This is a genomic window from Holdemania sp. Marseille-P2844 (assembly GCF_900120005.1).
GTDB lineage: Bacteria > Bacillota_I > Bacilli_A > Erysipelotrichales > Erysipelotrichaceae > Holdemania.
In genome coordinates, this window is the sequence record NZ_LT635454.1 from 98,978 (window position 1) to 125,122 (window position 26,145).

At 50.5% G+C, this 26,145-nt stretch carries 18 protein-coding genes and 1 pseudogene; 17 read left to right on the forward strand and 2 right to left on the reverse strand.

The genetic code is table 11. The annotated features are described in order from the left end of the window. Positions 1-21: 21 nt before the first annotated feature. The 7 genes and pseudogenes from BQ7364_RS15325 (at position 22) to BQ7364_RS15350 (ending at position 7,870) form a co-directional block, all read left to right on the forward strand. Entirely contained in the window at positions 22-1,905 is a 1,884-nt protein-coding gene (locus BQ7364_RS15325; RefSeq protein ID WP_072685538.1) for an FAD-dependent oxidoreductase, read from the forward strand. A gap of 183 nt (positions 1,906-2,088) precedes the next feature. Beyond that, entirely contained in the window at positions 2,089-2,862 is a 774-nt protein-coding gene (locus BQ7364_RS15330; RefSeq protein ID WP_072685539.1) for a nitroreductase family protein, read from the forward strand. Next, the gene (locus tag BQ7364_RS15335) at positions 2,859-3,224 is read left to right on the forward strand and encodes an ArsR/SmtB family transcription factor (protein WP_072685541.1); all 366 of its coding nucleotides are present in this window, start codon (positions 2,859-2,861) and stop codon (positions 3,222-3,224) included. The genes BQ7364_RS15330 and BQ7364_RS15335 overlap by 4 nt, the downstream gene beginning before the upstream one ends. 13 nt (positions 3,225-3,237) lie before the next feature. Continuing rightward, positions 3,238-3,813: pseudogene (locus tag BQ7364_RS15340) on the forward strand (EFR1 family ferrodoxin); the annotation flags it as partial. 74 nt (positions 3,814-3,887) lie between these two features. Beyond that, complete coding sequence (locus BQ7364_RS18450; RefSeq protein ID WP_229056928.1) at positions 3,888-3,980, forward strand: hypothetical protein; 93 nt, start codon at positions 3,888-3,890, stop codon at positions 3,978-3,980. A 522-nt stretch (positions 3,981-4,502) separates the two neighbouring features. Further along, positions 4,503-6,428, forward strand: coding sequence for an oxidoreductase (locus tag BQ7364_RS15345; RefSeq protein ID WP_072685543.1), 1,926 nt, complete (start codon positions 4,503-4,505; stop codon positions 6,426-6,428). Positions 6,429-6,466: 38 nt separating this feature from the next. After that, entirely contained in the window at positions 6,467-7,870 is a 1,404-nt protein-coding gene (locus tag BQ7364_RS15350) for a 6-phospho-beta-glucosidase (RefSeq protein WP_072685545.1), read from the forward strand. Between the two features lie 726 nt (positions 7,871-8,596). On the opposite strand, the gene BQ7364_RS15355 is transcribed toward BQ7364_RS15350, so the two are convergent. Next, a complete protein-coding gene (locus tag BQ7364_RS15355) occupies positions 8,597-9,799 on the reverse strand; it encodes an IS110 family RNA-guided transposase (protein ID WP_072685547.1) in 1,203 nt (400 codons plus the stop codon). A gap of 884 nt (positions 9,800-10,683) precedes the next feature. Here BQ7364_RS15355 and BQ7364_RS15360 point away from each other — a divergent pair. From BQ7364_RS15360 to BQ7364_RS15375, 4 genes are all read left to right on the forward strand, one after another. After that, positions 10,684-11,505 (forward strand): HAD family hydrolase, encoded by an 822-nt coding sequence (locus BQ7364_RS15360; RefSeq protein WP_072685549.1) that lies wholly within the window; start codon positions 10,684-10,686, stop codon positions 11,503-11,505. A 51-nt stretch (positions 11,506-11,556) separates the two neighbouring features. Continuing rightward, positions 11,557-12,069: a nitroreductase family protein gene (locus BQ7364_RS15365; RefSeq protein WP_072685551.1), complete on the forward strand. Its 513-nt coding sequence runs from the start codon at positions 11,557-11,559 to the stop codon at positions 12,067-12,069. A 200-nt stretch (positions 12,070-12,269) separates the two neighbouring features. Next, positions 12,270-14,537: a hypothetical protein gene (locus tag BQ7364_RS15370; RefSeq protein ID WP_072685552.1), complete on the forward strand. Its 2,268-nt coding sequence runs from the start codon at positions 12,270-12,272 to the stop codon at positions 14,535-14,537. A 170-nt stretch (positions 14,538-14,707) separates the two neighbouring features. After that, positions 14,708-15,364, forward strand: a complete 657-nt coding sequence (locus tag BQ7364_RS15375) for a Crp/Fnr family transcriptional regulator (RefSeq protein ID WP_072685554.1) — start codon at positions 14,708-14,710, stop codon at positions 15,362-15,364. 87 nt (positions 15,365-15,451) lie between these two features. Here BQ7364_RS15375 and BQ7364_RS15380 read toward each other — a convergent pair whose 3' ends face one another. Continuing rightward, entirely contained in the window at positions 15,452-17,776 is a 2,325-nt protein-coding gene (locus BQ7364_RS15380) for an FAD-binding protein (RefSeq protein WP_072685556.1), read from the reverse strand. A 129-nt stretch (positions 17,777-17,905) separates the two neighbouring features. Here BQ7364_RS15380 and BQ7364_RS15385 point away from each other — a divergent pair, with 129 nt between their 5' ends. The 6 genes from BQ7364_RS15385 (at position 17,906) to BQ7364_RS15410 (ending at position 25,963) form a co-directional block, all read left to right on the forward strand. After that, positions 17,906-18,778 carry a LysR family transcriptional regulator gene (locus BQ7364_RS15385; protein ID WP_159432825.1) on the forward strand — a complete coding sequence of 291 codons (873 nt, stop codon included), beginning with the start codon at positions 17,906-17,908 and terminating at the stop codon, positions 18,776-18,778. A 344-nt stretch (positions 18,779-19,122) separates the two neighbouring features. Then, positions 19,123-20,211, forward strand: a complete 1,089-nt coding sequence (locus BQ7364_RS15390; protein WP_072685560.1) for a BMP family ABC transporter substrate-binding protein — start codon at positions 19,123-19,125, stop codon at positions 20,209-20,211. A gap of 43 nt (positions 20,212-20,254) precedes the next feature. After that, entirely contained in the window at positions 20,255-21,778 is a 1,524-nt protein-coding gene (locus BQ7364_RS15395; protein WP_072685562.1) for an ABC transporter ATP-binding protein, read from the forward strand. Continuing rightward, positions 21,762-22,835 (forward strand): ABC transporter permease, encoded by a 1,074-nt coding sequence (locus BQ7364_RS15400; protein WP_083538655.1) that lies wholly within the window; start codon positions 21,762-21,764, stop codon positions 22,833-22,835. Before BQ7364_RS15395 ends, BQ7364_RS15400 begins: the two co-directional genes overlap by 17 nt. After that, entirely contained in the window at positions 22,825-23,733 is a 909-nt protein-coding gene (locus BQ7364_RS15405) for an ABC transporter permease (protein WP_072686130.1), read from the forward strand. Before BQ7364_RS15400 ends, BQ7364_RS15405 begins: the two co-directional genes overlap by 11 nt. 10 nt (positions 23,734-23,743) lie before the next feature. Beyond that, positions 23,744-25,963 (forward strand): CehA/McbA family metallohydrolase, encoded by a 2,220-nt coding sequence (locus tag BQ7364_RS15410; protein ID WP_072685563.1) that lies wholly within the window; start codon positions 23,744-23,746, stop codon positions 25,961-25,963. Positions 25,964-26,145: the final 182 nt, after the last annotated feature.

Sequence of the window (26,145 nt, forward strand, 5' to 3'; positions counted from 1 at the left end):
AGAAAGGCAGGGAGAAATGGAATGAAAACCCCTTATCCGCATTTATTCTCACCGCTGCAGATCCGCGGCCTGATGTTGAAAAACCGGATCATCGCTGCGCCGATGGGAATCATCCCCAGTCATAAAATCATCTCGAGCGTCAATTACGGCGGGATGAGCGCGCTTGACCGCTCACTGGGCGGCTGTGCGATGGTGCATACCGGCGGCATGAATCCTCTTGATAAATATGAATTGGATACAACCGTGGAGGATCTCAGCGTCGCCCATCAGAATGGGGCGCGGGCCGCTTACGAGCTGGAATTCTTTTCGCTGCCGGATGAAGAAGGCTTTGTCCGCGGTCCCAGCGCGGGGATCCGGTTTGACGGCGTGAAGATGAAAGCTTTCGATCGGGAACAAATGGATCAGCTGATCGCCGATCAGGTGCGGCGGGTCCGGGGCTGCCTGCGGTTGGGCTACGATGCCTTGACCCTGCATTTTGGTCATGATTCCCTGTGCGGGCAGTTTTTATCGCCGGTGTGGAATCAGCGGACCGATGAGTACGGGGGTTCACTGGAAAATCGGATGCGGTTCCCGCTGGAAGTGCTGCGGGCGATCCGTGCGGCCGCGGGACCGGAGTTTCCGCTGATCCTGCGGATATCGCGCCAGCTCACCGTTCCGGAAAGCTATTCTGAGAATGAGATGGCTGCGTTCTTAAAGGCGGCGGAAGGGCTGGTCGATATGGCCAATATTAGCTGCGGAATGGATGTAGTTCACGCCGGCAATGTCCATGCGGTGCCGACGATTTTTGAACCGCATTGCTACAACGCGGAATTTGCCTGGCGGATCAAGCAGGAAACCTCGCTTCTGATCTGCCTGGTTGGCGCGGTGATGAGTCCGCAGGAAGCGGAAGCTGTGATCGCAGAGGGGATTGGCGACGCCGTAATGTGCGGCCGCAGCCTGATCGCCGATCCGTACTGGCCAAAGAAAGCGCTGGAAGGCCGGGATGCGGATATCGTTCCCTGCCTGCGGTGCATGCATTGTTATCACATCGCGACAGAACACTGGAATATCCAATGCAGCGTCAATCCCCGCTTCCGCCGGGAGAACCGGGTGCCGCTGCTCCCGCAGCCGGCGGCCCAACGCCGGCGGATTGTGATTGTCGGGGGCGGCCCGGCCGGGATCCAAGCGGCGTTAACCGCGGATCAGCGTGGGCATAAGGTTATTTTAATCGAGAAGCAGCCCAAGCTGGGCGGTGCGTTGAAATGGGCCAGTGCCGGGCCGTTCAAGGAAGACCTGCGGCGATATTGGGATTATCTTCTGCATCAGGTTCGCAACAGTACGATCGACGTCCGCCTGAATGAAACCGCGACACCGGAAACCGTGGAAAACCTGAAACCGGACGCGCTGATTCTGGCGCTGGGCGCTGAACCAGTTCAGCCGCGGATCGAAGGCTCCGAACACGCGGTGCAGGCGCTGGCGGTCATCGAAAATCCGAAGCTGGCGAAAAGACGCTGCGTGATCATCGGCGGCGGCACGATCGGCTGCGAACTGGGACTGGAGCTGGCGGAAAGCGGACATGAGGTGACGATTGTGGAGCTGTCCCAACAAATCTATGCCCAAGCGAATCATCTGACTCGAACCGCGCTGTTCCAGCATTTTGAAAGGGCAGAATCGCTGCGCACGCTGACGGGATGGACTTGTGAACAGATCGGCCCGGACTTCGTCGACGTTTGCGACGGTGCGGGTCAGAGGCAGCGGCTTGCGGCGGATACCGTAATTCTGGCAACCGGCATGAAAGCACGGAAAGCAGAGGCGATGGCGTTTTATGGAATTTGTCCGGAAACGGCGATGGTCGGTGATTGCAACCGTGTCGCAAAGATTCTGGAAGCGACCAACGAAGGTTATTTTCTTGGCGCAACGGTGTAATCGCTTATTGGCGGAGCATCAAAGGGAGAAGGCAGGCGAAAGTCTGTCTTTTCGTTTTCTTTGAAATTGCTGCCGGCTTTAATTGTCTTTCTTAGCATTGGTAATCACTTTCTTTACCAATGTTGCAGGGATTGGCAATGTCCCCTATAATGGTTAACGAAAGTGAACGAAAGGGATCAGATCATGGATAAACTTCAAGTCGTCGTAGAAAAAAACAAATGTATTGGCTGTTCCTTGTGCGTGAAGACCTGTCCGACACATAACTTAAAAATCCAGGAGGACAAAGCGCAGGTCATCCTGGAGGACTGTTTGTTCTGCGGACAGTGTGAAGCGGTTTGCCCGCGCAAAGCGGTGACGGTCAGCGGGTATGATCATGCACCGGAAGAGAAGAACAAAGAGGAAAGACTGGATCCCGGGCAGGTTTTAAATACGATCCGGTTTCGCCGGACTGTTCGCCAGTTTCAAAATAAGCCGGTCCCAACGGAAGTGGTGAAGCAGATTCTGGAAGCGGGATGGATGACGCATACGGCTGAAAACAAACGAGATGTTTCCTTTATAGTTTTAGATCAGGAAAAAGGTCGTTTTGAAAAGCTGGCCGTCAATTTGTTCAGAAAAATAAAACCGCTGGCCGATCTAATCAATCCGCTGGCGCGTAACAATGTCATTGACGATCATTTCTTTTTCTTTAAGGCCCCGCTGGTCATCCTGGTTGTGGCGGAAGATAAGACCAACGGTCTGCTTGCGGCGCAGAATATGGAATTTGTCGCGGAGGCCAACGGCTTAGGTGTGTTGTTCAGCGGCTTTTTTACAATGGCTGCCAACCTGTCGCCGAAAATAAAAAAAGCGTTGCAAATACCGAAAGGGAAGAAAGTTGCGATGACCCTGGTTATGGGGTATCCCGGCGTGCGTTATCTGCGCTCGGTACCGCGAAAGGAGATGAATGTCCAGTGGAAATGAGGCACAAAGCGGTAGAATGCGAAGCGCGGACAAAGCAAATCGCGGAAGGGTTTCAGAACTGCCGCAGCGCTTTTACCGCGATTGGCGATGAAACCCGCCAACTGATATTACAGGTCCTGTTGGAAAGTGATTTATCAGGAATCCGGGTGGGTGAGATCGCGTTAAAAACCCATCTCACACGGCCTTCGGTTTCACATCATCTTCAGATTTTAAAGGAAGCTGGGATCGTCGCAATGCGTAAGGAAGGGACGAAAAACTATTATTATTTAAGTGTGCAGGGGACGCAGTGGAAAGCGATCGCGGATTTAGTCAATTTAATCTACGAAAGCGTGCGTCATATCAGCGAAGACGCTGACAGATAAGGGAGGAAACAGGATGATTTGTTATTTTTCAGGAACCGGCAACAGCGCGTTTGCCGCGCAGCGGATCGGCCGGCTGACGGGCATGGAGGTTCTCGATTTGTTTGAAAGGATCCGTGATCAGGATTACTCGCCGCTGCAAGCCAGTCAGCCCTGGGTGATCGTGACGCCGACCTATGCGTGGAGAATTCCGCGGATTGTCAGCGAGTGGCTGGAAAAGACACCTTTAACCGGGAATTCCAAAATCTATTTTGTCATGACCTGCGGCGGCAGCATCGGCAATGCCGGAGCTTATTTGGAAAAACTCTGCGAACGGAAGAAGATGGATTACCTGGGTTGTTTTCCGATCGTGATGCCGGAAAATTATATCGCGATGTTTTCTACACCGGCGCCAGAGGAAGCGGAGAAGCAGCTTGCGGCGGCTTACCCTGTCATCGAGCAGGCCGCACAAAGTATCAAAAAAGGAGAATGTTTTCCTGAACTGCCGAGAACGATAAAGGACAAACTGAACAGCGGCATCGTCAACGATTTGTTTTATCCGATGTTTGTCCACGCAAAGAAATTTACGGCTACCGAAGCCTGCGTCTCCTGCGGTCAATGTGTTCAGGAGTGTCCGTTGAAAAATATTAAATTGGAAGCAGGACATCCTGTAACTGCACGCATTGCATGGCCTGCATCAGCCGCTGTCCGATGGAGGCCATCGAATATGGCAAGCACACGCAAGGTCTGCCGCGCTACACCTGTCCGGAATCCCGATAAAGAATAGGAAAAAGCCAGTGTTTTCTTTTTTCAAAAAGAGAAAGCATTGTTTTTTTTATTCTCAGATACTGAAAACGGCGTAGAGTGGATCAATGCTTTTAGCACGGAGTAAACTAAATCTGAATCCTAAATTTTAAGTGAGTCAATATCGCGATCGTTTTCCAAGGGATTTTTAATTGGCTCAACACGATAAAAACGCGATGCAATACTATGTAGACATAATCATTCGGCGGCATTCTCCAATTTTGATCGTCTTTTCTTCTATCCAGGCTCGGATTAACATGTTTTTCTCTCCGACGACTGGACTGTGAGATTATCGTACACGAGGAGAGTTTTTTTATTTACGCAAAATTACATGAAAATATCTTAAGCTTTCATAACAAGCGCGGATAATGAAAAACTTGGAATTAAGAGATTCTATAATCTGGAAATCAATCCGTTTCTGCCCGGTCAACAGGCAAACGGCAGTGTGGAAAACGATCACGGAAAACTGGATAATGAGGACAGAAAGCGAGGTTCGTTATGAAAACTTCTTTTCCGCATTTATTCAGTCCGATTCTGATCAATTCTCTGATGTTGAAAAACCGTGTGCTGGCAGCGCCGATGGGCGTGCCGAGAGCACATTTGGTCTCGTCCACCTATTATGGCGGCATCTCTTTGCCGGATAAAGCCAGAGGCGGCAGCGCCGGCGTCGTGGTATCCAGCTATGGGCCGGCGGATATTGTTGGAGCCGCGAATCCCTTTGATAAATATGCGCGCGATGTGACACGGGAAACGCTATCCGTCCTGGAAGAGGGCGGAGCGGCAGGTATTATGGAATTCAGCTTCCATCCGTTAAAGAATCCGGACGGCACGGTGCAGATGCCCAGCGACGGAATTTGTTATACCGGCGAAATGGGCAAAACCATGACCGTGGAACAAATGGAGGACCAGATCCGGGATTTAGCGGATAACTGTAAAAAGGCGAAGGATTTTGGCTTTTCAATGATCATGCTTCATTTTGGACATGACAGCCAATGCTGCCAGTTTCTTTCACCGGTGTGGAACCGCCGCACCGACAGGTATGGCGGCAGTCTGGACAATCGCATCCGCTTTGCCCGGGAAGCCCTGATTGCTGTGCGGCAGGCCGTTGGCCCGCACTATCCGATCATGATGCGGATCTCCCGCCAGCTGATAGTGCCGGAATCGTATTCCGAAGACGAGATGCTTTATTTTCTGAAACAGGTGGAAGATCTGGTCGATATCGTCAACGTCTCGGCCGGGATGGATTGTTACGGTGGGACTGTTGAACACTATGAAGCTAACGTTCATACCCATACCACCGTTTTTGAACCGCAGTATTACAACGCGGCATTTGCGCGCCGGGTCAAGCAGGAATGCAGAGTGAAGGTCGCGCTGGTCGGCGGAATCACGGATCCCGCGGTTTGCGAACAGCTGATCGCGGACGGAAGCACCGATCTGGTCATGCTTGGCCGGCAGCTGGTAGCGGATCCCGACTGGCCGCAAAAAGCCTGCGAGGGCCGGACTGAGGATATCGTTCCCTGCCTGCGGTGCCTGAATTGTTATCACATCGCGACGGAACATGAAAATGTCCAATGCAGCGTCAATCCCCGCTTTCGCCGGGAAAACCGCGTGCCGCGGAAACTGGAAAAGACCGTCAAGCCTAAAACGGTCGTCGTGGTCGGCGGCGGACCGGCCGGGATGAAAGCGGCGCTGACCGCTGAGGAACAAGGCCATCATGTAATCTTGCTGGAGCGCTCGGCCAAGTTGGGCGGTCAGCTGAACTGGGCGGATTATGACGACTATAAAAAAGAGCTGAAAGCATATCGCGAATACCTGATCCGGCAGATCGCCAAGTCCAATGTTGAAGTCCGGCTGGAGACTGAAGCGACGCCTGAAATGATCGCCTCGCTTGCACCGGATGATCTGATTCTCGGATTGGGAGCGAAGTTTATTACGCCGCGCATTCCCGGCGTGGAGTATGCCCGTCAGGCGGTGACGCTGTATCCCGAGCTGGATTCAGCGCAGGGACGGTTTGTGATCATCGGCGGCGGCACGATCGGAACCGAGCTGGCTCTGGAATTGGCAGAACGGGGGAAAACGGTCACGCTGATTGAAATGTCGGATACGTTGTCGGCCAAAGGCAATAAGCTGTACCGGATTGCGCTGCATCAGCATCTTCGCCGCTGTTCAACCTTGACCTGTCTGCTTCAATCGCAAGTGTTGGAAATCAAGCCGGACGGCGTAGAAGTCCGGACCCCGCAGGGAATCCAGCAGATTCCCGCCGATCACATTCTGCTTGCGGTCGGTCTGCGCTCACGGGCGGAAGCAGCTCAGCAATTTTATGGGATTACGCCCAACACCGTGATGATCGGCGATTGTAAGCGGGTGGCGAAAGTCATTGAAGCGACGCACGACGGTTATTTCGCAGGTGCGAATATTCGTTAGATCAGGATAAGAAGGAAAAGGATAACAAGGAGAAGCTTATGTTAAGAAGTGATTTTCTGTGGGGCGGCGCAGTGGCCGCCAACCAATGCGAAGGCGCCTGGAATGTAGATGGCAAAGGTCTGAGTACCGCCGATTGCATGACGGTCGGCGGGATCGGAAAAGTCCGCGAATTTACCGACGGCGTGCTGCCGGGCGTCTATTATCCCAACCATGAAGGCATTGATTTCTATCATCATTATAAAGAGGATATCGCGCTGTTTGCGAAGATGGGTTTCAAGTGCTTCCGCACTTCGATTGCCTGGACGCGGATCTATCCTGACGGCGACGATGAAATCCCCAACGAGAAGGGGTTAGCGTTTTACGACGCGGTTTTCGACGAGTGTTTAAAATATGGCATCGAACCGGTTGTCACGATTTCCCATTATGAAACACCCTATGCGCTGGTAAAAAACTACGGCAGCTGGCGCAGTCGGGAGATGATCGGCTTTTATCTGAAATTCTGCGAAACAATTTTCCATCGGTATAAAAATAAAGTGAAATACTGGATGACCTTCAACGAGATCAACGTGCTGCGTCTGCACAGTGAGATGAGCGCGGGCATCCGAATTGGGGAGAACGAAAATGCCGAACAGGTTCAGCTGCAGGCAGCCCATTACCAGCTGACCGCCAGTGCTCTGGCCGTCAAGCTGGGCCATGCGGTCAATCCGGATTTTAAAATCGGCATGATGATGTTGTATCCGACCTTTTATGGTGAAACATGCAATCCGGCCGATCAGCTGGAATGCATGCGTCAGCTCGATTTGCATCTCTATTTCTCGGACGTGCAGGTCCGCGGTGCATATTCTTCCAAGGCGAAAGCCTATTGGAAGCGGCAGGGGTTGACGCTGGATATCACGCCGGAGGATGAAGCGGCACTGCAGGATGGAACTGTGGATTATATCGGGTTTTCCTATTATAACTCCAACGTGGCAACCGCCCGGGAAGTCGAGCTGATCGGCGGCAACATGTTGAACGCGGTGAAGAATCCCTACCTGAAGGCCAGCGACTGGGGTTGGCAAACTGATCCGATCGGTCTGCGGATCGCGCTCAATCAGTTGTATGACCGGTATCAGATTCCGCTGTTCATTGTGGAAAACGGTCTGGGCGCCGTGGATACGATTGAGCCGGACGGCACCATTGTGGATGATTACCGGATAGAATATCTCCGTCAGCACATCGAAGCGATGAAAGCGGCGGTGGAGGAAGACGGCGTCGATCTGATCGGCTACACGCCGTGGGGCTGTATTGACGTCGTCAGCTGCGGCACCGGGCAGATGAAAAAACGCTATGGCTTCATTTATGTCGACCGGGATGACGAAGGACGGGGGAGCTTAACGCGGTTGAAAAAGAAGTCGTTTGACTGGTACCGCAAGGTCATTGCTTCCAATGGGGAAGAACTGTAAAAAAGCAGGAATACGCGAAGCGATACCGTTCCGGTCCTCCGGTTACGTACAGCTTGAAAAATTGAGGCAATCAAATGGTTTGACAGGGCATTTTGACAGGGCATGAAGATTTAGAAAGTAAAGATCTATAAAAAGGAAAACCGGCAGGAAAGAAGCCGGTTTTCTTGCTTTAAACCTGAGATTCCGGTTATCACTGAATTGAGACACAAGCGGCGATATCCAATCAAGGAAGTCTCAGATTTACATTGAGTGATTGTTGGATTCGCATAGGACTTGCGTCCTCGAAGGAATCTCAATTCTTTAGAGTTTTACTAAACCTCAAAAGTAATTTTACTTTTTCCATTTTCTCAGGTGGCTTTTTTGAATTTTGCGCAATATTAAAGATGTAGGGTCATTGATTAAGGGATTGCCCGTCCTGGATGGATCATTCTTTTGATTCATTTGTTTTTCGAGCTTGTTTACTCAGCTCTGGAAAGGAGGGGCTTTCTATGAAATTTTTCATGGAACTTTTGTCTTCTTTAACGATAAGGGACATTCTGGCGATTGCCCAGCTTCTGACAACCAGCCTGGACTGCATCTTAAAAATTATAGAACTCAAAAGAAATTAGATAATAAAAAACAAGAGTTTTTTGCGTGAATTTGAAAAATCTCAAAATCTCAAAAAACATCAATACAAAAAGATTGAATCTCTTCAACTTTTTGTAATTTGAGATATAATATAGGTGGTTAGCTGGTGAACACAGTACCCGTCTTGCACATCCCATGGATTGTGCGAATTAGCTTGGTGATACAAGCTACCTTGGCAGCTTTCGACTTTAGTGGGGTTGATTGTTGCCTTTTCTTTTGATAGAAAGCGTTAATGGGATTCTCTTTCCTTGATCGTATACTACAGGTTACCGCTAAATATAAAATACATCTTAATCGTTTATTCCCTTTTTTGGAAATCGATAAATGATAGCCTTCTATGTCCCCTGATTCTGCTCTGTTGGGATCATTCCCCACATAGGCTACCATAGCGCCTCTGGTTTTGAATTTGCTTATATCGCCAAACTCTGCGATGATTCTTGAGGCCAGATTGGGACCGATACCATCAATACTTAAAATAATAGAGTAATAGGGCGTTGCTTTCGCAAGCTCTATAATTTTATCGAGCTTCGCCTCTGCCTCTTCCATCGTATCCTGGAGATGATGAATGTCATCGACCAACACCGCAACCCAAGCATCCTCTTTATCACAGCCCGGATACGTTTTGTTCGCAAACGCAATAACCTTCTCTGCAGTTTTCAAACAAACTTCAAAACTATGATCGGTTTGCTTATTCAGTTTTTTTGCCACTTTCTCTGGCTGCTTGTTCTTCAACCTATCGGGATGGGGATACATTTCCAGTAACTGCAGCGAGATTTGACTGTATCCGTCTTGAAAGAGCTTCATATAGCCTGGAAACACGATACTCAGGTGACTTTGAAAGGTGACTTTATACTTTCTTAAATGGACAAGACAGTCTTCATATACACGATTGGCAGTACGCAATTCATGATAGAGATCCGCTTCTTTTTCATCCTCTCGGAGCTCTTTAATATAATAGACTTCCGCTATGGATTCGGGATCTTTTTTATCTGTTTTCTTATTATGTATTTCTGTTTTCCTTTGTTTCGCTGACTGTAACGGCGAGATGGAGTATTGTTTGATTTCGTTCTTTTCTAAAAATCTTTCTAATGGCTTCGTATACACGCCGGTTGCTTCATAGACCGCTACCACTTCTTCGTTTGTTTTCTTCTCCAGTTCTTCTATTTTTGATTTTAAGAAGTTAAAGCCTTCTACGGTGTGAGAAATCCGATGCACCTTTCCCATTTTAGTGCCTCTTTGTGTAAAACATTGGAAGTGACTGTTTCCGTTGGATACATCAATACTAACGATAGGCCCTTTCATGGACAAAACCTCCTTTCACAAATAAGAGAGAGAATACTTCCATATTCAATTCAACTTTGTTTCGTAAGAAATCCAGACGATTCCACTCTTGTGGCGGATGCCTTTTTAGATTTAAACAAGCTTATGAATTTGAATAGGAAGAATGGCATTTTCTTTTACGAACTAGATTGTTCCAAAAAGTGCCAAGCCATTTCTTCTCTATGAGCTTCTCAACTTAGGTTGGCCCACAAAAGAAAAGAAGCTAAGAATATTATATCCTAACTTCTGATACCCTTGATGAGATACTAAGATTAACTGAACATCACCTGTATGATTTCTTCTCAATTTCAATATTTTATACTCATCTAATTCTATTTCGAGTAGGATACTTTATTCCTACTTTTATAATACGAAAAAGTGCCGCAATCCATCACAAAGATCTTCGGCACTTATCTGTCCACCACTTCTCAAATAAGAGATAGTGTCTGACGGGTATCGCTTTCTCAAGCGTCCCTACACTTATAGTATATGCCATTCTTGAGTTATTTCAAGAACTTTTTATATCATTGGCGATGTTACAATTTCTTTCATGAAATGTCTGTCAAATAAACTTAGATAAAAGTCCGATATCTATTCCAAAGTGAGTTTAACGAAGAAAAAATATGAATTTAACTTTTAAACACGCTCTGGGTAAAAAAGGAAATGTTGATCAACAAGAAAAAGAAATTCATGCAATCTGAATGTGGATTAGCGCTTAATACTTTGCTTAATCGCTGGTCATCCAATCTTCGTTTATCTTTCGTTGTTTCTTCAATTAAGCCTGTCCCTTTTGATGATTTAAAAAGGACGCTATTCGAACTCATTGAAAATACGGTATAATGAGGATAAATTTCAGGAGGAAATCCATGGTACATTTAGCGAGAGGTTCAGTCCGGATGATCTGTCTGGACTTAGATGGCACATTGTTTACGCCCCGCAAAGAGATCAGTGAGCGCAGCCGGAAAGCCATTAAGGGATGTCTGGATTTGGGGATGGAAGTCGTGCTGGTGACCGGGCGACCCTATTTGTTCGCAAAAGGGGTGGCGGCGTCAATCGATCCGCGCATAGACGCGATCGGATATGTCGGCAATTACCGCAAAATTCAAGGCGTGGCGCAGGGAACCCCAATCCCACAGGAAACGGCCTTGGAGATTCTTCGGCTGCTTCAGCGTGAGCATGTGTGGATGCAGGCGAAAACGTTTCATCATGTCTATGGGAATTCGCTGAATTTAATTCGTCCCGATTATCAGAAGGTTACGCGGCATAATCCGCCTGGGGAACAAATTGTAGTCTGTTCCTGGACGCAGCCTCTGCGGCAGATCCAGAGGTCGAAAGACCCCGTTTATAAAATCATCGCGCTGGGCGGATTTAAGATTAAAAAGCTTAACCGTCTGCTTGCGCCGATCCCGGATATTAAAGTTTACAGTTACGCGAAAACCAATTTGGAAATTACTTCGGATCAAAATGATAAAGGCACGGCGATCCGGGCGGCAGCGGCTCAGCTGGGAATTCCGTTGGAACAGGTGCTCGGTGTCGGTGACAGTCTGAATGATATTGAAATGTTTAATGTCTGCGGCATCAAAGCGGCAATGGGCAACGCGTCTTCCGCGTTGAAAGCCCAGGCGGATCTGATCGCGGACACCAACGCTCAGGAAGGTGTTGCCAAGCTGTTGGAATCGTTGCTTTAAGATTGGTTTTCCTGACGGAATAATAAAAAAGGAAAAAAGGGAGGAATGAGGATGAAGTTTTCAGAATTAGCGGCCCAGCGGTATTCCGTCCGCCGTTTCGACAGCCGGCCGGTTGAGCAGGCCGTCTTAGATCAAATTTTGGAAACAGGCCGGTTAGCGCCAACTGCGAAAAACCTGCAGCCGCAGCGGATTTACGTCGTCCGCAGCGAAGTCCTGTTAGCGAAGCTCAGAGCGATCACGGCAATGATCTTTGACGCACCGCAGGTACTGATCATTTGCGCGGATCAGAGCGAAGCCTGGGTTAATCCGTTCAACGGCCGCAGTTCAGCGGAAATGGACGCGTCAATCGTTGCCGCACACATGATGCTGCAGATGCAGGAGCTGGGAATTGGCAGCACCTGGGTTTGTTGGTTCGACACGGAAAAGGTAAAGCAGGCGCTGGCCCTGCCGGAAAGCGTTGAGCCATATTGCCTGCTTCCGTTCGGCTATCCCGGCGCCGACTGCCGGCCATCCCGCCAACATGAGCAGCGCAAGCCGCTGGATCAGACAGTGCGGTATCTCTGACGGATTGTGTCCGCTTGCTTTCATTTTCGCCGCATTCATTTTGTTAGAAGACATTCAAAGCATTTCTTTGGATGTTTTTTATCTTTGGGATAAAAGTTGATCTTTTTTACGGGTCTATTGTTGTAAACCTGACGTCATGCTATAATACAATCAAGAAAAGCAATGGATAGGATTTATAAAATTGAAGTGGGAGAATATGTATGAAATTCAGAGAATTACGAAGGTTTGTCTTTGGCTTTTGTTTGCTTGCCGGCTTCATGAGCTTGACTGGTTGTCACGCCGATCCGGCGAAAGGTTCGAATGAAAAATGGCTGAGTCAGGTGGATACGCAGGCGGTCATCGTCGGGGAAAATTATTACATGCCGGACTTTGATCAGAACCAGATTATGATCTGGAATTTTTCAGATCAGTCGCTGAGGCAATGGGATTTCTTTGAAGACGCTCAGATGCCGTCAGGGAAGATCCGGCGGATCACTTCGCCAGACGCCCGCCGGCTGGCCATTTGGACACAAAACGAAGAAGAGACTGCCGGCAGTTATGGGAAAAATCCAATGACCGTAAATCTCTGGAATCTGAAAGAGATGCGGTTGGAAAAAAAGATCATTGCGACTGAATCAGGACAGATGCAGGGGCAGGATCTATATTGGATTCAGGAGAATCAGCTGTGGCATCAGTCTGTGGATGAGGATTCGGCGGAAATGATCACCGATCTCAGCGCGGAAGTACAAGACGCGGACAGGATGTCGGTAGAAGCTATTCTTGAACATACCGTAATTGTCTCTGCGGATTATTCTATTGAGAAGTCTACGCGGACTTACTTTAAAATTGACCGGGGAGATAAAACATCAAGTTCCTTTGTAGTGGAGCCGGGAGAGTGGGGTGAATATTATTCCGTCGCCTATTTGATCGGTGCGGATGAAGAAAAACTCTATTTTCAAATCTACGGATCAATGAAAAACTATTACTTCTCAACGGATCATGATGGCAAAAACGCGGAGCTGATCCAGAGTACAAATGAAGGAACGCTCCTCCGCCCCCGTCCGGCGTTATCGCAGAAGGGGTTTTACACGATCGTCACCAATCGTGAAATCGGTAATTTTGATGAACCGCGGCAATGCCAGATCATCCGTCAGAATGGTTATGATAGGGAAAGTGTCGCTGCGCTGAAATGTCTGGAAGAACTACGCTGCACGCCAGTGGGCGGTTGGTTAAAAATTCAGGGATATTCCGGCGACGGCGTAAATCATGTTTTTCTTGTCCAGCCGCAAACCGGTAAAATGTTCACCGTCGTTGAGGCTAAAAACGAATACTATCAAAGTCGGGAAGACGCGGCGATGGAGGGGATCGGCCAGCCGGTTACGTTTGCCAGCGAAGTGCGGGAGGCCCGGGGCTCATCCAAGGATCCCGGCGCATCGTTAACTTGTCTTGGATATGCTTTGGAAGTGGATGGGAAAGCGATCATGATCAGCGCCAATGGAAAACAGCTCCAGCAGCTGAATCCGGAAACAGGTTTGATTGAAGACCGCTATGTTTTATCGCGGTCACGTTATCCGGAAGGAAGAATCGTCCAGCTGCAGCACAACGGCGGACGGTTGTTTATGGATATATCCTGGCGGAAAGAAGAATTCCTGACATCAACAACGCTGGTTTTGAATTCCGCCACCTTTGAAGTGACGGCGGAACTGAACGATGTCAGCAACTATACCGTAAATCAGGATCAGATGATTCTCGTGCAAAGGTCCGACTGGAGCGCACCGGAAGAATACGGACGGCTCAATCTGGTTACGCAAAAGAAAGAAAAATTGTTTGACAGCACGCTGTTGAATCCGGAGGGATATTATAGCTTTTACGTAAGCAGTCTGGCTTATGATGAAAAGGAGAATTGCCTGTGGCTGACCGCAGGTTCCCCTAACGAAAGTGATTTGTATCAATATTCTCTTGATGATCAGACACTGCGGCTGCGGGCAAGGCCGGATCAGCTGAATACCTGGAATGAACAAAGCTTTATGCTTTTTCCGATTGCCGACTCTCAATTTGTACTGGGATTGTGGCAGGCTGAGGATATGGTTGGCGATAATTTTGATATCTATGAATTTGATGGAAGTCATGCGGAGTTGATCGCGAAGGATCTGCCGTTAGGAGGAGATTTTGTTTTAACGGAAAACGGCGCGTTCACCGCGGAATATTCGCAATGGGATTGGAGCCAGCCGTTTCAGGATATGAATTCAGCGACATATCGGGAATATTCGACAATCTATTACCGCAGCGGCGAGGAAAAGGAAGAACTATTGCAGCTGGACAGCTCCTCCATTCAGATGGCTTATCTTCCTGCTTCGCGGAAACTTTGGTTACGGGCGCAGGAAGAGTCGATAAAATATCCGCAGGAATCGTGGATTACCTATCTTTTTGATTTGGATTCCGGGGAATTGCGGAAAGTGAACGAGGAAAGCTTTAATATTTATGAGTAGGCAGAAAAGAATGAGATACATTCTTCGAAGTTTTGAGTTAAAAGAATAAAAAATCAGGGATCGTGCGTGCTGGCTCATCTTGGAAAGCGGAAGCTTTCGCAAGGAAAATATTTTCAGCTCAGCTAAAATACGCTATAATCTTTACCAGAGAGCGAAAAGAGGTGATCGCGATGCTTAGTTTTGAAAAGGTGTTGGAAGCCATTCCCGAGCGGGTGCGGATGCGGCTGGTTCCGGTCACCTTTGAACCGGGCGAGACAATCATCGAAAAAGGCGCGCCGGTGACCTGCGGCTACATCTTTACCGAAGGGGTACTCGACGTCCAGAGCATAAACACGCGCGGGATCGCCTACACCTATGTCACCAATTATGAAGCCCGCTTTGTCGGTCTGATGGAAATTTATTCTGATCATCACCGTTACTGCTGTTCGTTGAAAGTCGATGAGCGCTGCCGCGGCTACCGCATCACCAGGGAAGATTTGTTCATCCTGCTGTCCGATTGCAGCCCGTTTAAAGAATATCTGATCTGTTACTGGGCGAATCAATTTTATGATTCAGCGATCAATGAATCCCGCTATCCGACCAATTCGATGAACATTAAGCTGATCGACTATCTGCTGCGGCTGTGCGACGCGCTGAAACCCAGCGGCGACGTGATCCGGATCAAGATCAAGCGGGAAGAACTGGCGGCCTTTATGGGCTGTTCCCGCCGGACGGTTTACCGGCTTCTGAGCCAGTTCAAGAACGAAGGTCTGATCGGTAAGGAAGGCAACACGCTGACGATCACGCTTGAACAGCGGAAAAAGTTACAAAAGAAACGCGAAGAATAAGAAAAACCTTCCTGCAGGGGAATTTGAATGAGAAGATTGGATCTCAGACAATCAAAGCGGGAAGGTTTTAATTTATTCTGTTACTACTTATTTTTCAATAAGCGAGGCGGCTGCGTGAATGCCGGCCAGACGTCCGGAGGTAAAGGCAAAGCCCTGATCGACGCCGCCATAAGTGACGTAAGGCTTCTTTTCAGAATACAGTACGCCGGATGCATCCAGCCCGGCCGCGTATAAGCCGCTCATCACGGAACCATCCGTCTTCAGAACCTCAAGGTTTGTGTTAACGTCCAGCGCCGCGCAGGTACTGTATGGATAATTGGCCATTTTGATTGCATAGAAGGGTCCTTCCCCCGCTAACGGATCCAGGTTTTCGGCATTCTTGCCAAATTCCTCATCGACGCCGGCGGCACAGGCGGCATTGTATTTTTCCACGGTCTGTTTCAAGGTTTCAGGCTCCATCCCCAACTGAACTGCCAAATCTTCCACGGTGTCCGCTTTGTAGGCAAAGCCGGCGGTGACCGCTGCCTCCATGACTTCATGAGCGTTTGGAATCGGCGTACCATCCGGAGCCCAGCCGTTAGCGCCCAGATTGACGGTTGTCATATAGGCCGGAGCCGTGCGCAAACCACGTTTCTCAACGGCGCTGATCTGCGTGTCGCTGTAAAGCGAATAGAAGTTCGGGCCAGAAACCCAGGCGTTGAAGCCAAGCTGCTTTTCATTGGTGAAGCGCTCACCCTGCATGTTGACGGCCAGGGAATCCGGCGCGACGCCCAGATAATGCGGCAGATCGCCTTCTGTCCATTTTGTCGGCTTCATCGTCTGCATACACAGTTTGTCTTCCAAGGTGTGATATTCAAAATTGCTCAGAAAGCCAGCCGCACCGATGATGTGCACAGCCGGGCACATTCCGATATTGTAGGTCGCAGCGCCTTCCGCAATCGAGGATTCGATCATCTTACCGTCGTTTTGCTTCATGCCGACCATATCCCAGCTGCCGGAAAGCGGATAAACCGTGTTCGATAAATATTTCTGGGTCATCGCGGAATTGGATAAGAAGCCTCCGGTTCCCAGAATGACTTTCCTGGCGTGAATCAGAATTTCCTGACCGTTGGCGGTATTGCGCGCTTTCACGCCGGTAACCTGGCCGTTTTCCACAATCAGATCATAAGCTTCCGTTTCCAACATGATTTTGCCGCCCATTTTCGTGAATTCCGCCATACAGTTGTCATAGAACTGAATGTTGTGCTGCCGTCTGACGGTCATGCCGTCCTTGCTTGGCGCATAAGAGAACAATACGATATTGGAATCGCCTTCGGTTAACCCTGTCTGCGGTTTTTCCAGTTCCAGCCCGTAATCTTCAACTAACCAGTCGATTGTGTCGCCGGAATGATCGAGCAGTAATTCGATCATTTCCGGCTTTGCATCGCCTTCGACATACGTCAGCCAGTCCGTTAACAGCGCGTCGCGGTCAGTGAAGTCCTTTCCGTCATTGTACTTGTCCGCCAGACCCGGCGGATTCACCGCGAAGACGCCTGAGCACAAAGAGGAAGCTCCGCCATATCGGCCAGCCTTGTCAATGGCCAGTACGCTGACGTTCTCAGGATTTTCCGCTGCCATGGTTTCCGCAGCGCTCAAGGCGGCGGTAGTGCCGGCTGCCCCCAGTCCGACAACCAGAATATCCGTCGTTAATTCCTCCGCCGCCGGCGCTTCATCCGGAATGGTTTCAAAGGCGGAAATGGCCGCAGCGTCGGTGCCGGCCGCTTCCAAAGCCTGAACGATGGCCTTTTTCGCGGCGCTTTTAATCGCGTTGCTGGAAACCGTCGCGCCGCAGATTGCTTCGACGGCAACGGATTGATGTTCAACCATTCGCTGCGGAAGCAGATTGGCCGCGCTTTGGAAAATCCCGACCGTGTCCGCGGAATCCGGATTGACCTGGACTGCAAGCAGCTGTGTTTCATCCACGGTAACGCTGACCTCGATATCCCAGGCGGAACGGAAACCCGGAGCCGAGGCCGTATAGGTTCCAGCTTTCATCTTGACGTCGGGTTTTGCCGTTTCGACTCCGTTTAACGTATTCCACGCCTGACGGGCTGCGCTGAGGACGGCTTCGCTGGTAAGGGTCGCACCGCTGACGGCTTCCACGTCAATGGATTGACTCTCTTTCATCGCTTTCTGTAAAGTCAGGATGGCCTGACCGCCAACCGCTTCAGTTTCTTTGTCTCCCTGGATCACGACGTCGGCGAGCGTGCCGTTTTCAGTGGTCAGTGTGACGGAAACTTCGCCGCCGAATCCCTGAGCGGCCGCGGTTCTCGATCGAGTTCCGGTTTCGCCGCCCGGTGTTTTCGAACAGCCGGAAAGCAACAAGGCGCCAATCAGAAGCAGTATGTTGAATCGTAGAACTTGCTTTTTCATTATTTTCCCTCCGTTTGATAATAATTTATCATAGCCTGCGATGATGTGGAGAGGAGCGTTCGTTTGCATTGGGTGCAACAAAAGTTACATTCCTGTGTTACAATAAGCGAAAGGGGTGGGATAATGGATGTGATCCAATTACATTATTTCCGGACGATTGTGGAGCAGGGAAGCCTGAATAAGGCCGCGGAAGCACTCTATATATCAAGACAAGGATTAACGAAAATTATCCGGAAAATGGAACAGGAGCTGGGTGCGCAGCTGTTTGACGTCACGGGTACCGGCGCTGTCCCGACGCGATTCGCGGAAGCCTTGTATGAACGTTCGGAAGACTATATCCAATTTCATCAGGATTTTTTAAGTGAAGTCCACAAACTGAAGCAGAAACGGACAAACGAACTGGTCATCGGCTTACAATCCGGATTTTCGGAAGGTTTTGGCAAAGATTTTCTGGCGAATTTCATCATTCAAAATCAGGATCTGGCGATTCGCGTTCGTTCGGTTACGAAGCAGCGGCTGGCGGAAGCCATGGAACAAAAGGAGATCCCGGTCTGGATCGCAACGGGAAATTACAACGAAGCGGTTTTCCATTCTTTGCATACCAGGAAAAACAAGCTGTTTCTGCTTGCCGCGAAAGATCATCCGCTGACGCGGCAGGACGAAGTCCGGCTCGCGGACCTGAATCCTTATCCCTTGATCGGCCTGAGTCACGACATCGGCCAGGCGGGGAAGACCAATGCTGAAATCAGTAAAAACCGGCTGAAAGCTCCCGATTATTATCTGAATTCATCCGATCGGGATTTGATTATGAGATTAGTTCAGAGCGGACTTGCCGTCAGTTTTAACGCTGGCTGGCAATACACGGAATACCCGGGGATCGTCGCGCTGCCCTTAGCGGATATGCATGTAGAAGTACAGCTCCATGTGCTGCTTCGCAATGATGTGGCGGTGAACTCATCCATTCAGCGGCTGATCGACTACATAGAGAATTTCAGCGGTTAAAGACGGACCCTGCAGCCCTGTGAATTTGCGGATAAACAGGAAATACAGGAGGCCGCGCTGGATCAGCGAAGCAACAACGTTGCATTTCAGACGCTGCCGTGTAAAAATAAAACTGATCTTTAAAATTCTTAAACAAGTAAAAAACAGGGTTTTGCAGACTGTTCTTTCAGAGATGGAAGCCGCGATCGAAGTGGATCAACTCAAAGTGCAGAAAACGCTTACAGAAGAAACGCGAAGATTCATATGAAATATAGTAAAAGTGACATTTGTCACTTTTTTTGTAGGCTTTTCCATGATATAAAACTACTGTATTTGTAAGCGTTATGCTTACCAGGAGGGAAAAGATGAAAAAGTTAGGACTTCTCTGTACCGCTGCACTGCTGACTTTATCGCTGGCAGCCTGCTCAGGCAACGGCGGCAAACAAGGCGGCACAGACAACAACGGAGGCACAGCCAATAACGGTGATAAGCAGGTGAAAGTGGCGATCGTTCTGTCCACCGGGGGACTGGGCGATAAGAACTTCAACGACATGTCCTATGATGGCTTGTCTCAGGCCAAAGAAGATTTCGGAATTGATTTCCAGTATGTTGAACCGGAATCAGCCAGTGATTTTGAAGCAGGTTACCGCCAGTTTGCGGATGCCGGCGTCTATGATTTAATCATCGGTCTGGCAACCGATCAGAACGATGCTCTGACGGCGGTGCAGGCGGATTATCCGGATCAGAAATTCTCGATCATCGACTCATCTCTGGAACTGCCGAACGTCAGCGCTGTTTCCACAAAGTGGCAGGAACAGACATTCCTGTGCGGCGTTTACGCAGGTTTAGGCACGCTGTCTGAAATGCCGAAAGCCAATGCGGACAACGTTGTCGGCGTTATCCTGGGCATGGACAATCCGAATCTGCGGTCTGGCGTCGTTGGTTTTGAAGCGGGTGTAAAATATGTCAATCCGGAATGTGAAGTTTTGACGGCGACGGTCGGCAGCTTCAACGATTCTGACAAAGGTAAAAATATCGCAATGTCGATGTATAACAAGGGCGCAGATTTCATCCAGCACATTGCCGGAGCTTCCGGACTTGGTGTCTTCAATGCTGCGAAAGAAGCTGACCGCTATGCATTCGGCGTCGGCGGAAACCAGAATGCGATCGAACCGGATTATATCCCGGCGACCTCGATCCGCAACGTCAACGAAATGGTCTACAACGAAGTCAAGGCTTTAGTTGAAGGCACATGGACCGAAGGCGTCAAGATCAGCGGCTTAAAGGAAGAAGCGGTCGGTTATTCCAATGAATTCTCCAACGTTGAAGTTCCTGAAGACATCGCGGCGGCGATTGCGGATATCAAAGCCAAGATTCAAAGCGGCGAGCTGGTCATCTGCGAAACAGAAGATGAACTGGACAGCTGGGTATCTTCCAATCAGTATACAAAATAAGCTGAAAACAAGTTGATTTTGTAAAAAGAAAAAGGAGGAAACAATGAACAGTGTAGAAATGATTGATATTGTTAAGCAATATCCATTAGTGCGAGCTGTTGATCATGTTTCCTTTTCTTTAGGTCAGGGAGAGATTCATTCCCTGCTGGGAGAAAATGGAGCCGGCAAATCAACGCTGATGAAAATCCTCTACGGTATGACGATGCCGGATGAGGGTGAAATCCGCGTAGACGGCAAGCCGGTCAAGATCAAGAGCCCAAAAGACGCGATCCGGCTGGGGATCGGCATGGTGCATCAGCACTTCATGCTTTCCCCGGTCATGAGCGTTACTGAAAATATCATCGTCAATCACGAGCCGCGCAAAGGCTGGCTGATCGACGAGAAGAAGGCCGAGCAGGAGATTCAAGCCCTGATCGACCGCTTTCACTTCAATATCAATGCCAAAGCGAAGGTTCAGGAATTATCCGTCGGCGAGCAGCAGCGCGTCGAGATCCTCAAGGCGATCTACCGCGGCGCCAACATTCTAATCCTTGACGAACCGACGGCCGTGCTCACGCCGCAGGAAGTCGAAGAACTGTTCGTCATCATGCGGAATCTGAAAAAGGATAACAAGTCGATCATTATCATCACGCATAAGCTGAAGGAAACACTGGCGATTGCCGACCGGATTTCCGTTCTGCGCGATGGGAAGATGGTTGAATCCGGATTGCCGCTTGAGCATGTCACGACCAGCGACCTGGCAAAAATGATGGTCGGCCGCGATGTTGAACTGAATGTGCGCCGGGAAAATACGAACATGGGCGAGGAGTTTTTCCGGATTCAGGATTTAAAGCTGAGCGAGCGCGGCGTGCAGGTGCTTAAAGGCATCTCGCTGTCAATCCGCAAGGGCGAAATTCTGGGGGTCGCCGGCATCGAAGGCAACGGTCAGACCGAACTGATCGAAGTTTTGACCGGTCTGCGCAAAGCCGATTCCGGGACGATTACGATGGGAACGAAAGCGATCCATGGAGATGCCCATACCTTCTTAAAGCATAAGATCGGACACATTCCGGAAGACCGCCTGAGCCGCGGTTTAGTCGCGGAAATGTCGATTGAAGACAATCTGATTTTAGGTTATCATGACGAACCGCAGTTTCTCAAACAGGGCCTGCTTCAGAAAAAAGCTATCCAGAGCTACGCCGAGGAAGCGGTCGGCGAATACATGATCAAAACGCCGAACGCGCGCGAATTTGTTTCCTCGCTCTCCGGCGGAAACCAGCAGAAGGTGGTCATCGCCCGGGTGTTCAAGCAGAACCCGGACGTGCTGATCGTCGCCCAGCCGACCCGCGGAGTCGATGTCGGCGCGATGGAGTATATCCATCATCAGCTGCTGCGCTTGCGCGATGAAGGTAAAGCAATTTTGTTAATTTCAGCGGATCTCGACGAAGTCCGCTCGCTGTCCGACCGGATCGCCGTGATTTACGACGGCCGGATCGTCAGCGTTCAGCAGGCCGAGGATACCGACGAGCTGTCGCTGGGCCTGTTGATGACCGGAGGAAAGGAGGAACACCATGAGCAAGCTGTCTAACCGGCTGATGAAAACCAGTCCGATCGTGATCTCGCTGGTGTCCTTCGTTCTGGCGATTCTGGTCAGCTGCGTGATCATGCTGCTGTGCGGTTATGATCCGATCTTCGCCTATTCCGTGATCATTGAAGGTTCGCTTGGGTCTGTGCGTTCCTTCACTAACACCCTGATCCAGGCGACGCCGCTGATTTTTACCGGTCTGGCGTTTATGGTCGGCAAGAAAGCCACGCTGATCAACCTCGGCGTCGAAGGGCAGATGGTGACCGGTGCGATGGTTGCCGCTTTAGTCGGCATGACGCCGCTGCCGCTGCCGGGCATTCTGCATCTTGTACTGGCCTTGTTGAGCGGTGTGATCGGCGGTGGTCTGGCCGGTGCGCTGATCGGCTTTCTGAAAGTCCGTTTTGGCTCCAACGAAGTCATTACGACGACGATGACCAATTTCATCATCGTGAATTTCTGCGATTATTTAGTCAATTATCCATTAAAAGCTGAGGGCGCGGTCGCGCAGACCGAGAAAATCGTCGACGGCGCGCTGTTAGGCAAACTGATTCCCGGTTATCAGCTGACCTGGGCGATTGTGATCGCGGTGCTCGCGGCTCTGATCGTCAAGTTTGTATTGGAAAAGACTCGCTTTGGTTATGAAATCCGGGCGGTCGGCTTGAACATGAAGGCTGCGGAAACGGCCGGCATCAAGGTCGGCGGCGTCATGATGAAAGCGATGCTGTTCAGCGGTGCGTTGGCCGGTCTGTGCGGCGCGGTGCATGTGACCAGCGTCGGCAAGCGGTTTATCAGCGGTTTTTCACCGGGATATGGCTTCAGCGGGATCTCCGTCGCAGCGCTGGCCAGCGATTCACCGTTAGGTATCATTTTGGCAGGCATCATTTTCGGCGCCTTAAAAACCGGTGCGATGTATCTGAATATGATGAGCCAGATTCCGACGGAGTTTGTCAGCGTCATTCAGGCGTTAGTCGTTATCTTTGTTTCCGCGCCGCTTCTGATCCGGGCCTTGATCGGCGCGGACCGCAAACCAAAGAAGGGAGGACGCAGCTATGCTGAATAATATCACAGGCATTCTGAGCACGATGTTCTCCATGTCCATTCCGCTGATTCTGGCGGCGCTGGGCGGCGTGTATTCCGTGCGCAGCGGCATCATGGCGCTGGGCCTTGAAAGTATGATTCTGACCGGCGCGTTTACGGCTGCCGTCGGTTCGTTCTATTCCGGCAACGCCTGGATCGGTCTGTTGTGCGGGATCTTGGGCGGCATGATCTTCGGATTGTGCCACGGCCTTCTGTGCATCCGCTATAAGGTCAATCAGGTCATCAGCGGTATCGGCCTGAACCTGTTAGCCACGGCGGCGTCCACGCTGCTGATGCAGATTATCTGGGGCAACAAGGGCAATTCCGAAGCCGTCGCTTCCGTCAACACCAAGCTGACGTTCTTAAAGGACGTGCCGGTGCTCGGCGATATTTTCAGCCGCCAGTCAGTGCTGCTGATCTTCACGATTCTCGTCTGTGTCGCCAGCTGGTTCATCTTATTTAAAACGCCGTTTGGTCTGCGCTTGCGGATGGTCGGTGAAAATCCGAAGGCTGCCAGCAGTATGGGCATTCCCGTCCGGCGGATGAAGTATATCGGCGTGTTGGTCTGCGGTGCGCTGGCCGGCCTGGCCGGGGCGTATTTGTCGATCGACAGCCTGAATATGTTCGTGCGCGATATGTCCGCCAGCCGCGGCTACATCGCGATCGCGATCGCGATCCTGTCGCGCTACAATCCGCTGAACGTTCTGTTGTGCGGTTCATTGTTCGCGCTGTGCGATGCGGTTCAGATTTATGTTCAGGGCTACGGCATTCCGTCGCAGCTGGTCCAAATGATCCCGTACATCGTCACCCTGCTGGTTCTGGCGTTTGGCGTCAAGAACATTCAGCCGCCTGCCGGTGTTGGTAAATATGAAGACGAATAAAGGAGGAACTATGGAACATTTCAAGAGTACGTCCGTTGAAATCACGGATATCTGGCAGAGCAGCTGCCAGTACCCGGACGTCACGGTCAACAGTAAGAACGAAGTCTTTGCGGTCTGGGAAAAATATCTCGATCACACCGAGGTTATCCAGTTCGCGCAGATGATTGATCATCATCCGCACAATGAAGTTCAGATCTCCGGCAGCGGCCTGGCACTGCGGCCAAGCATGCACACGTTCAACGACCGCGTGATCACCGCCTGGTCGGAATTTGAGAATGGCGTGTGGAAGCTGTGCGTCCGCGAATATCAGGACGGCGTGTTCGGCGCGATCCAGGTGATCGACGAGGGCGAAGCACTGTTCTATCCTTCCGTTAAAGACGACGGAATCCATCCGGTCGTCGTATACAACCGTCAGGGCGTCGGCTTCAGCGATACGATCGTTGCCACGCTGGGCGAAACGGTGACGCTGGAAAAGGTCAACACCGCGGTGAAGACGTATCGTCCATGCTTCGATCATGACGGCAAAGGTCATTGCTTTGTCGCTTATGATCTGTATAACGGCGTGAACTATGACGTCGTCGTGCGCGCCAAGATCGACGGGCAGTGGAGCGAGGAAGTCAAGCTGAATCAGACGGCGATTTACAGCACGCATCCGGTCATGACCCGGGTCGGCCAGAAGGTCACGATCGCCTGGTATGAAAACGGCAAGCACTGTTATTTCAGCAACAACGTAATCGACGTGGAAGTAAAAGACGGCCAAGTTGTCACGTCCCATTACGCGGTACTGACGGAAAACCGCAACTGGTACAACAACATCGACATCACAGCGAACGCTCAGGGCTATACGGTGGTCACCTACACCTGGGGCAAATACAACGCGATTGTGCGCGTGCGTGATTTAGAAGGCGTCTGGTCGGAACCGGTCGTCATCACCTACAACGACAGCCAGTGCGCCGTGCGTCCGCATATTGCGCTGGATGAAAGCAATGTTCTGCATTATATCTGGCAGTTCGGCAACAAAAACGGCCACATGCACCGTTACGCGTCGATCGTCTACAACGAAGTCGCGCTGGACGTTTTGCCGCAGTTCTATGATTTAGAGATTGAAAAGAAGATCGATCAGTTCGTGCAGCCGATCCCGGCGGAAAAAGCGCTGGACAGCCGCAGCGCGGAAGAAGTCGCGGCCTGGCTGAAGAAGAACGGTTATGAGAACCTGATGCTGACCTTCGGCGATATCCACGGCCAGTCCAATCTGTCCGACGCGCTGGGCGAGATTGATCAATATTATCACTACGCGATCAAGGACGCCAACATGGATTTCTGCGCGCTGACCGACCACGACGATTATCCGGATATCGCGACGGATTCCGAATGGGAATGGAACCGCACGACGCGCAATCTGTTCAATGGGGAAAAGAACTTCGCCGTGCTGTTGGCCTATGAATGGACGTCCAACGAATACAAGCATGATTTCGGGCACAAGAACGTCTACTACCCGTCCAGCACCGGCGGCCTGTACCGCAGCACCGATCCGGAAGGCAACAACCCGACGGTGCTGTTCGCGAGCATCAAGAAGGACGGCGGCCAGTGCATTCCGCATCATCCGGCAGCCAACTGGGGTCTGGTATCCGCGGCGACGGACTGGGATTACCATGATCCGGAAGTCCAGCGCGTCGTTGAAATCTTCTCGCGCCACGCCGACTATGAGAAATTTGAAAACCAGTCGAAGTACACGAAGAATATCATGAAATTTGAACGCCACTGCGCTCAGGACGCGCTGGCTCGTGGCTATCACCTGGGCTTTATCGCAGGTTCTGACTCGCACCAGATGGAGCATGGCGTCGAAGGCGGAATCTTGGGCGCCTTCGTTCCGACGCTGACCAGTGAAAACGTCTGGAACGCGATCTACAACCGCTTCACTTACGGCACCAGCGGCGCCCGGATTCTGGCCTCGCTGAAGATCGGCAGTCACCACATGGGTGAAGAAATCATGATTCCGGCCGGGGAAGCGGTGAAGCTGGACGTCAGCGTGCTGGCGGTCAACGAGATTCGCAAAGTGCAGATCATCAAGAACAACGAAGTTCTCGTTGAGAAGGAAAACTGCGGTCAGGCAGTGGACTTCACCTTGGAAGACAGCGAACGCGGCGAAGAAGATTTCTACTATCTGCGCGTCGAGCAGATCGACGATCACTGCGCATGGTGTTCGCCGATCTGGGTTACCCGCGGTTAAATTGCGGTTTCGTTTTACGCTGAATAACAAGCTGGATTTAGAGCGATCACAGATAAAATACGAAACAAACCAAAAACGAGCAGTTCGGTTCAGTCAACCGTCCTGCTCTTTTTATTTACGTTGAAAAAGAAAAAAGAAGAGAAAAGTTTCTCCCAAGGAAGAAACTTTCTCATCTTTATTTT

Coding starts and splice junctions, on each gene's coding strand:
- BQ7364_RS15325 (WP_072685538.1), top strand. CDS start 22: ATGAAAACCCCTTATCCGCATTTATTCTCACCGCTGCAGATCCGCGGC.
- BQ7364_RS15330 (WP_072685539.1), top strand. CDS start 2,089: ATGGATAAACTTCAAGTCGTCGTAGAAAAAAACAAATGTATTGGCTGT.
- BQ7364_RS15335 (WP_072685541.1), top strand. CDS start 2,859: ATGAGGCACAAAGCGGTAGAATGCGAAGCGCGGACAAAGCAAATCGCG.
- BQ7364_RS18450 (WP_229056928.1), top strand. CDS start 3,888: ATGGCCTGCATCAGCCGCTGTCCGATGGAGGCCATCGAATATGGCAAG.
- BQ7364_RS15345 (WP_072685543.1), top strand. CDS start 4,503: ATGAAAACTTCTTTTCCGCATTTATTCAGTCCGATTCTGATCAATTCT.
- BQ7364_RS15350 (WP_072685545.1), top strand. CDS start 6,467: ATGTTAAGAAGTGATTTTCTGTGGGGCGGCGCAGTGGCCGCCAACCAA.
- BQ7364_RS15355 (WP_072685547.1), bottom strand. CDS start 9,799: ATGAAAGGGCCTATCGTTAGTATTGATGTATCCAACGGAAACAGTCAC.
- BQ7364_RS15360 (WP_072685549.1), top strand. CDS start 10,684: ATGGTACATTTAGCGAGAGGTTCAGTCCGGATGATCTGTCTGGACTTA.
- BQ7364_RS15365 (WP_072685551.1), top strand. CDS start 11,557: ATGAAGTTTTCAGAATTAGCGGCCCAGCGGTATTCCGTCCGCCGTTTC.
- BQ7364_RS15370 (WP_072685552.1), top strand. CDS start 12,270: ATGAAATTCAGAGAATTACGAAGGTTTGTCTTTGGCTTTTGTTTGCTT.
- BQ7364_RS15375 (WP_072685554.1), top strand. CDS start 14,708: ATGCTTAGTTTTGAAAAGGTGTTGGAAGCCATTCCCGAGCGGGTGCGG.
- BQ7364_RS15380 (WP_072685556.1), bottom strand. CDS start 17,776: ATGAAAAAGCAAGTTCTACGATTCAACATACTGCTTCTGATTGGCGCC.
- BQ7364_RS15390 (WP_072685560.1), top strand. CDS start 19,123: ATGAAAAAGTTAGGACTTCTCTGTACCGCTGCACTGCTGACTTTATCG.
- BQ7364_RS15395 (WP_072685562.1), top strand. CDS start 20,255: ATGAACAGTGTAGAAATGATTGATATTGTTAAGCAATATCCATTAGTG.
- BQ7364_RS15400 (WP_083538655.1), top strand. CDS start 21,762: ATGAGCAAGCTGTCTAACCGGCTGATGAAAACCAGTCCGATCGTGATC.
- BQ7364_RS15405 (WP_072686130.1), top strand. CDS start 22,825: ATGCTGAATAATATCACAGGCATTCTGAGCACGATGTTCTCCATGTCC.
- BQ7364_RS15410 (WP_072685563.1), top strand. CDS start 23,744: ATGGAACATTTCAAGAGTACGTCCGTTGAAATCACGGATATCTGGCAG.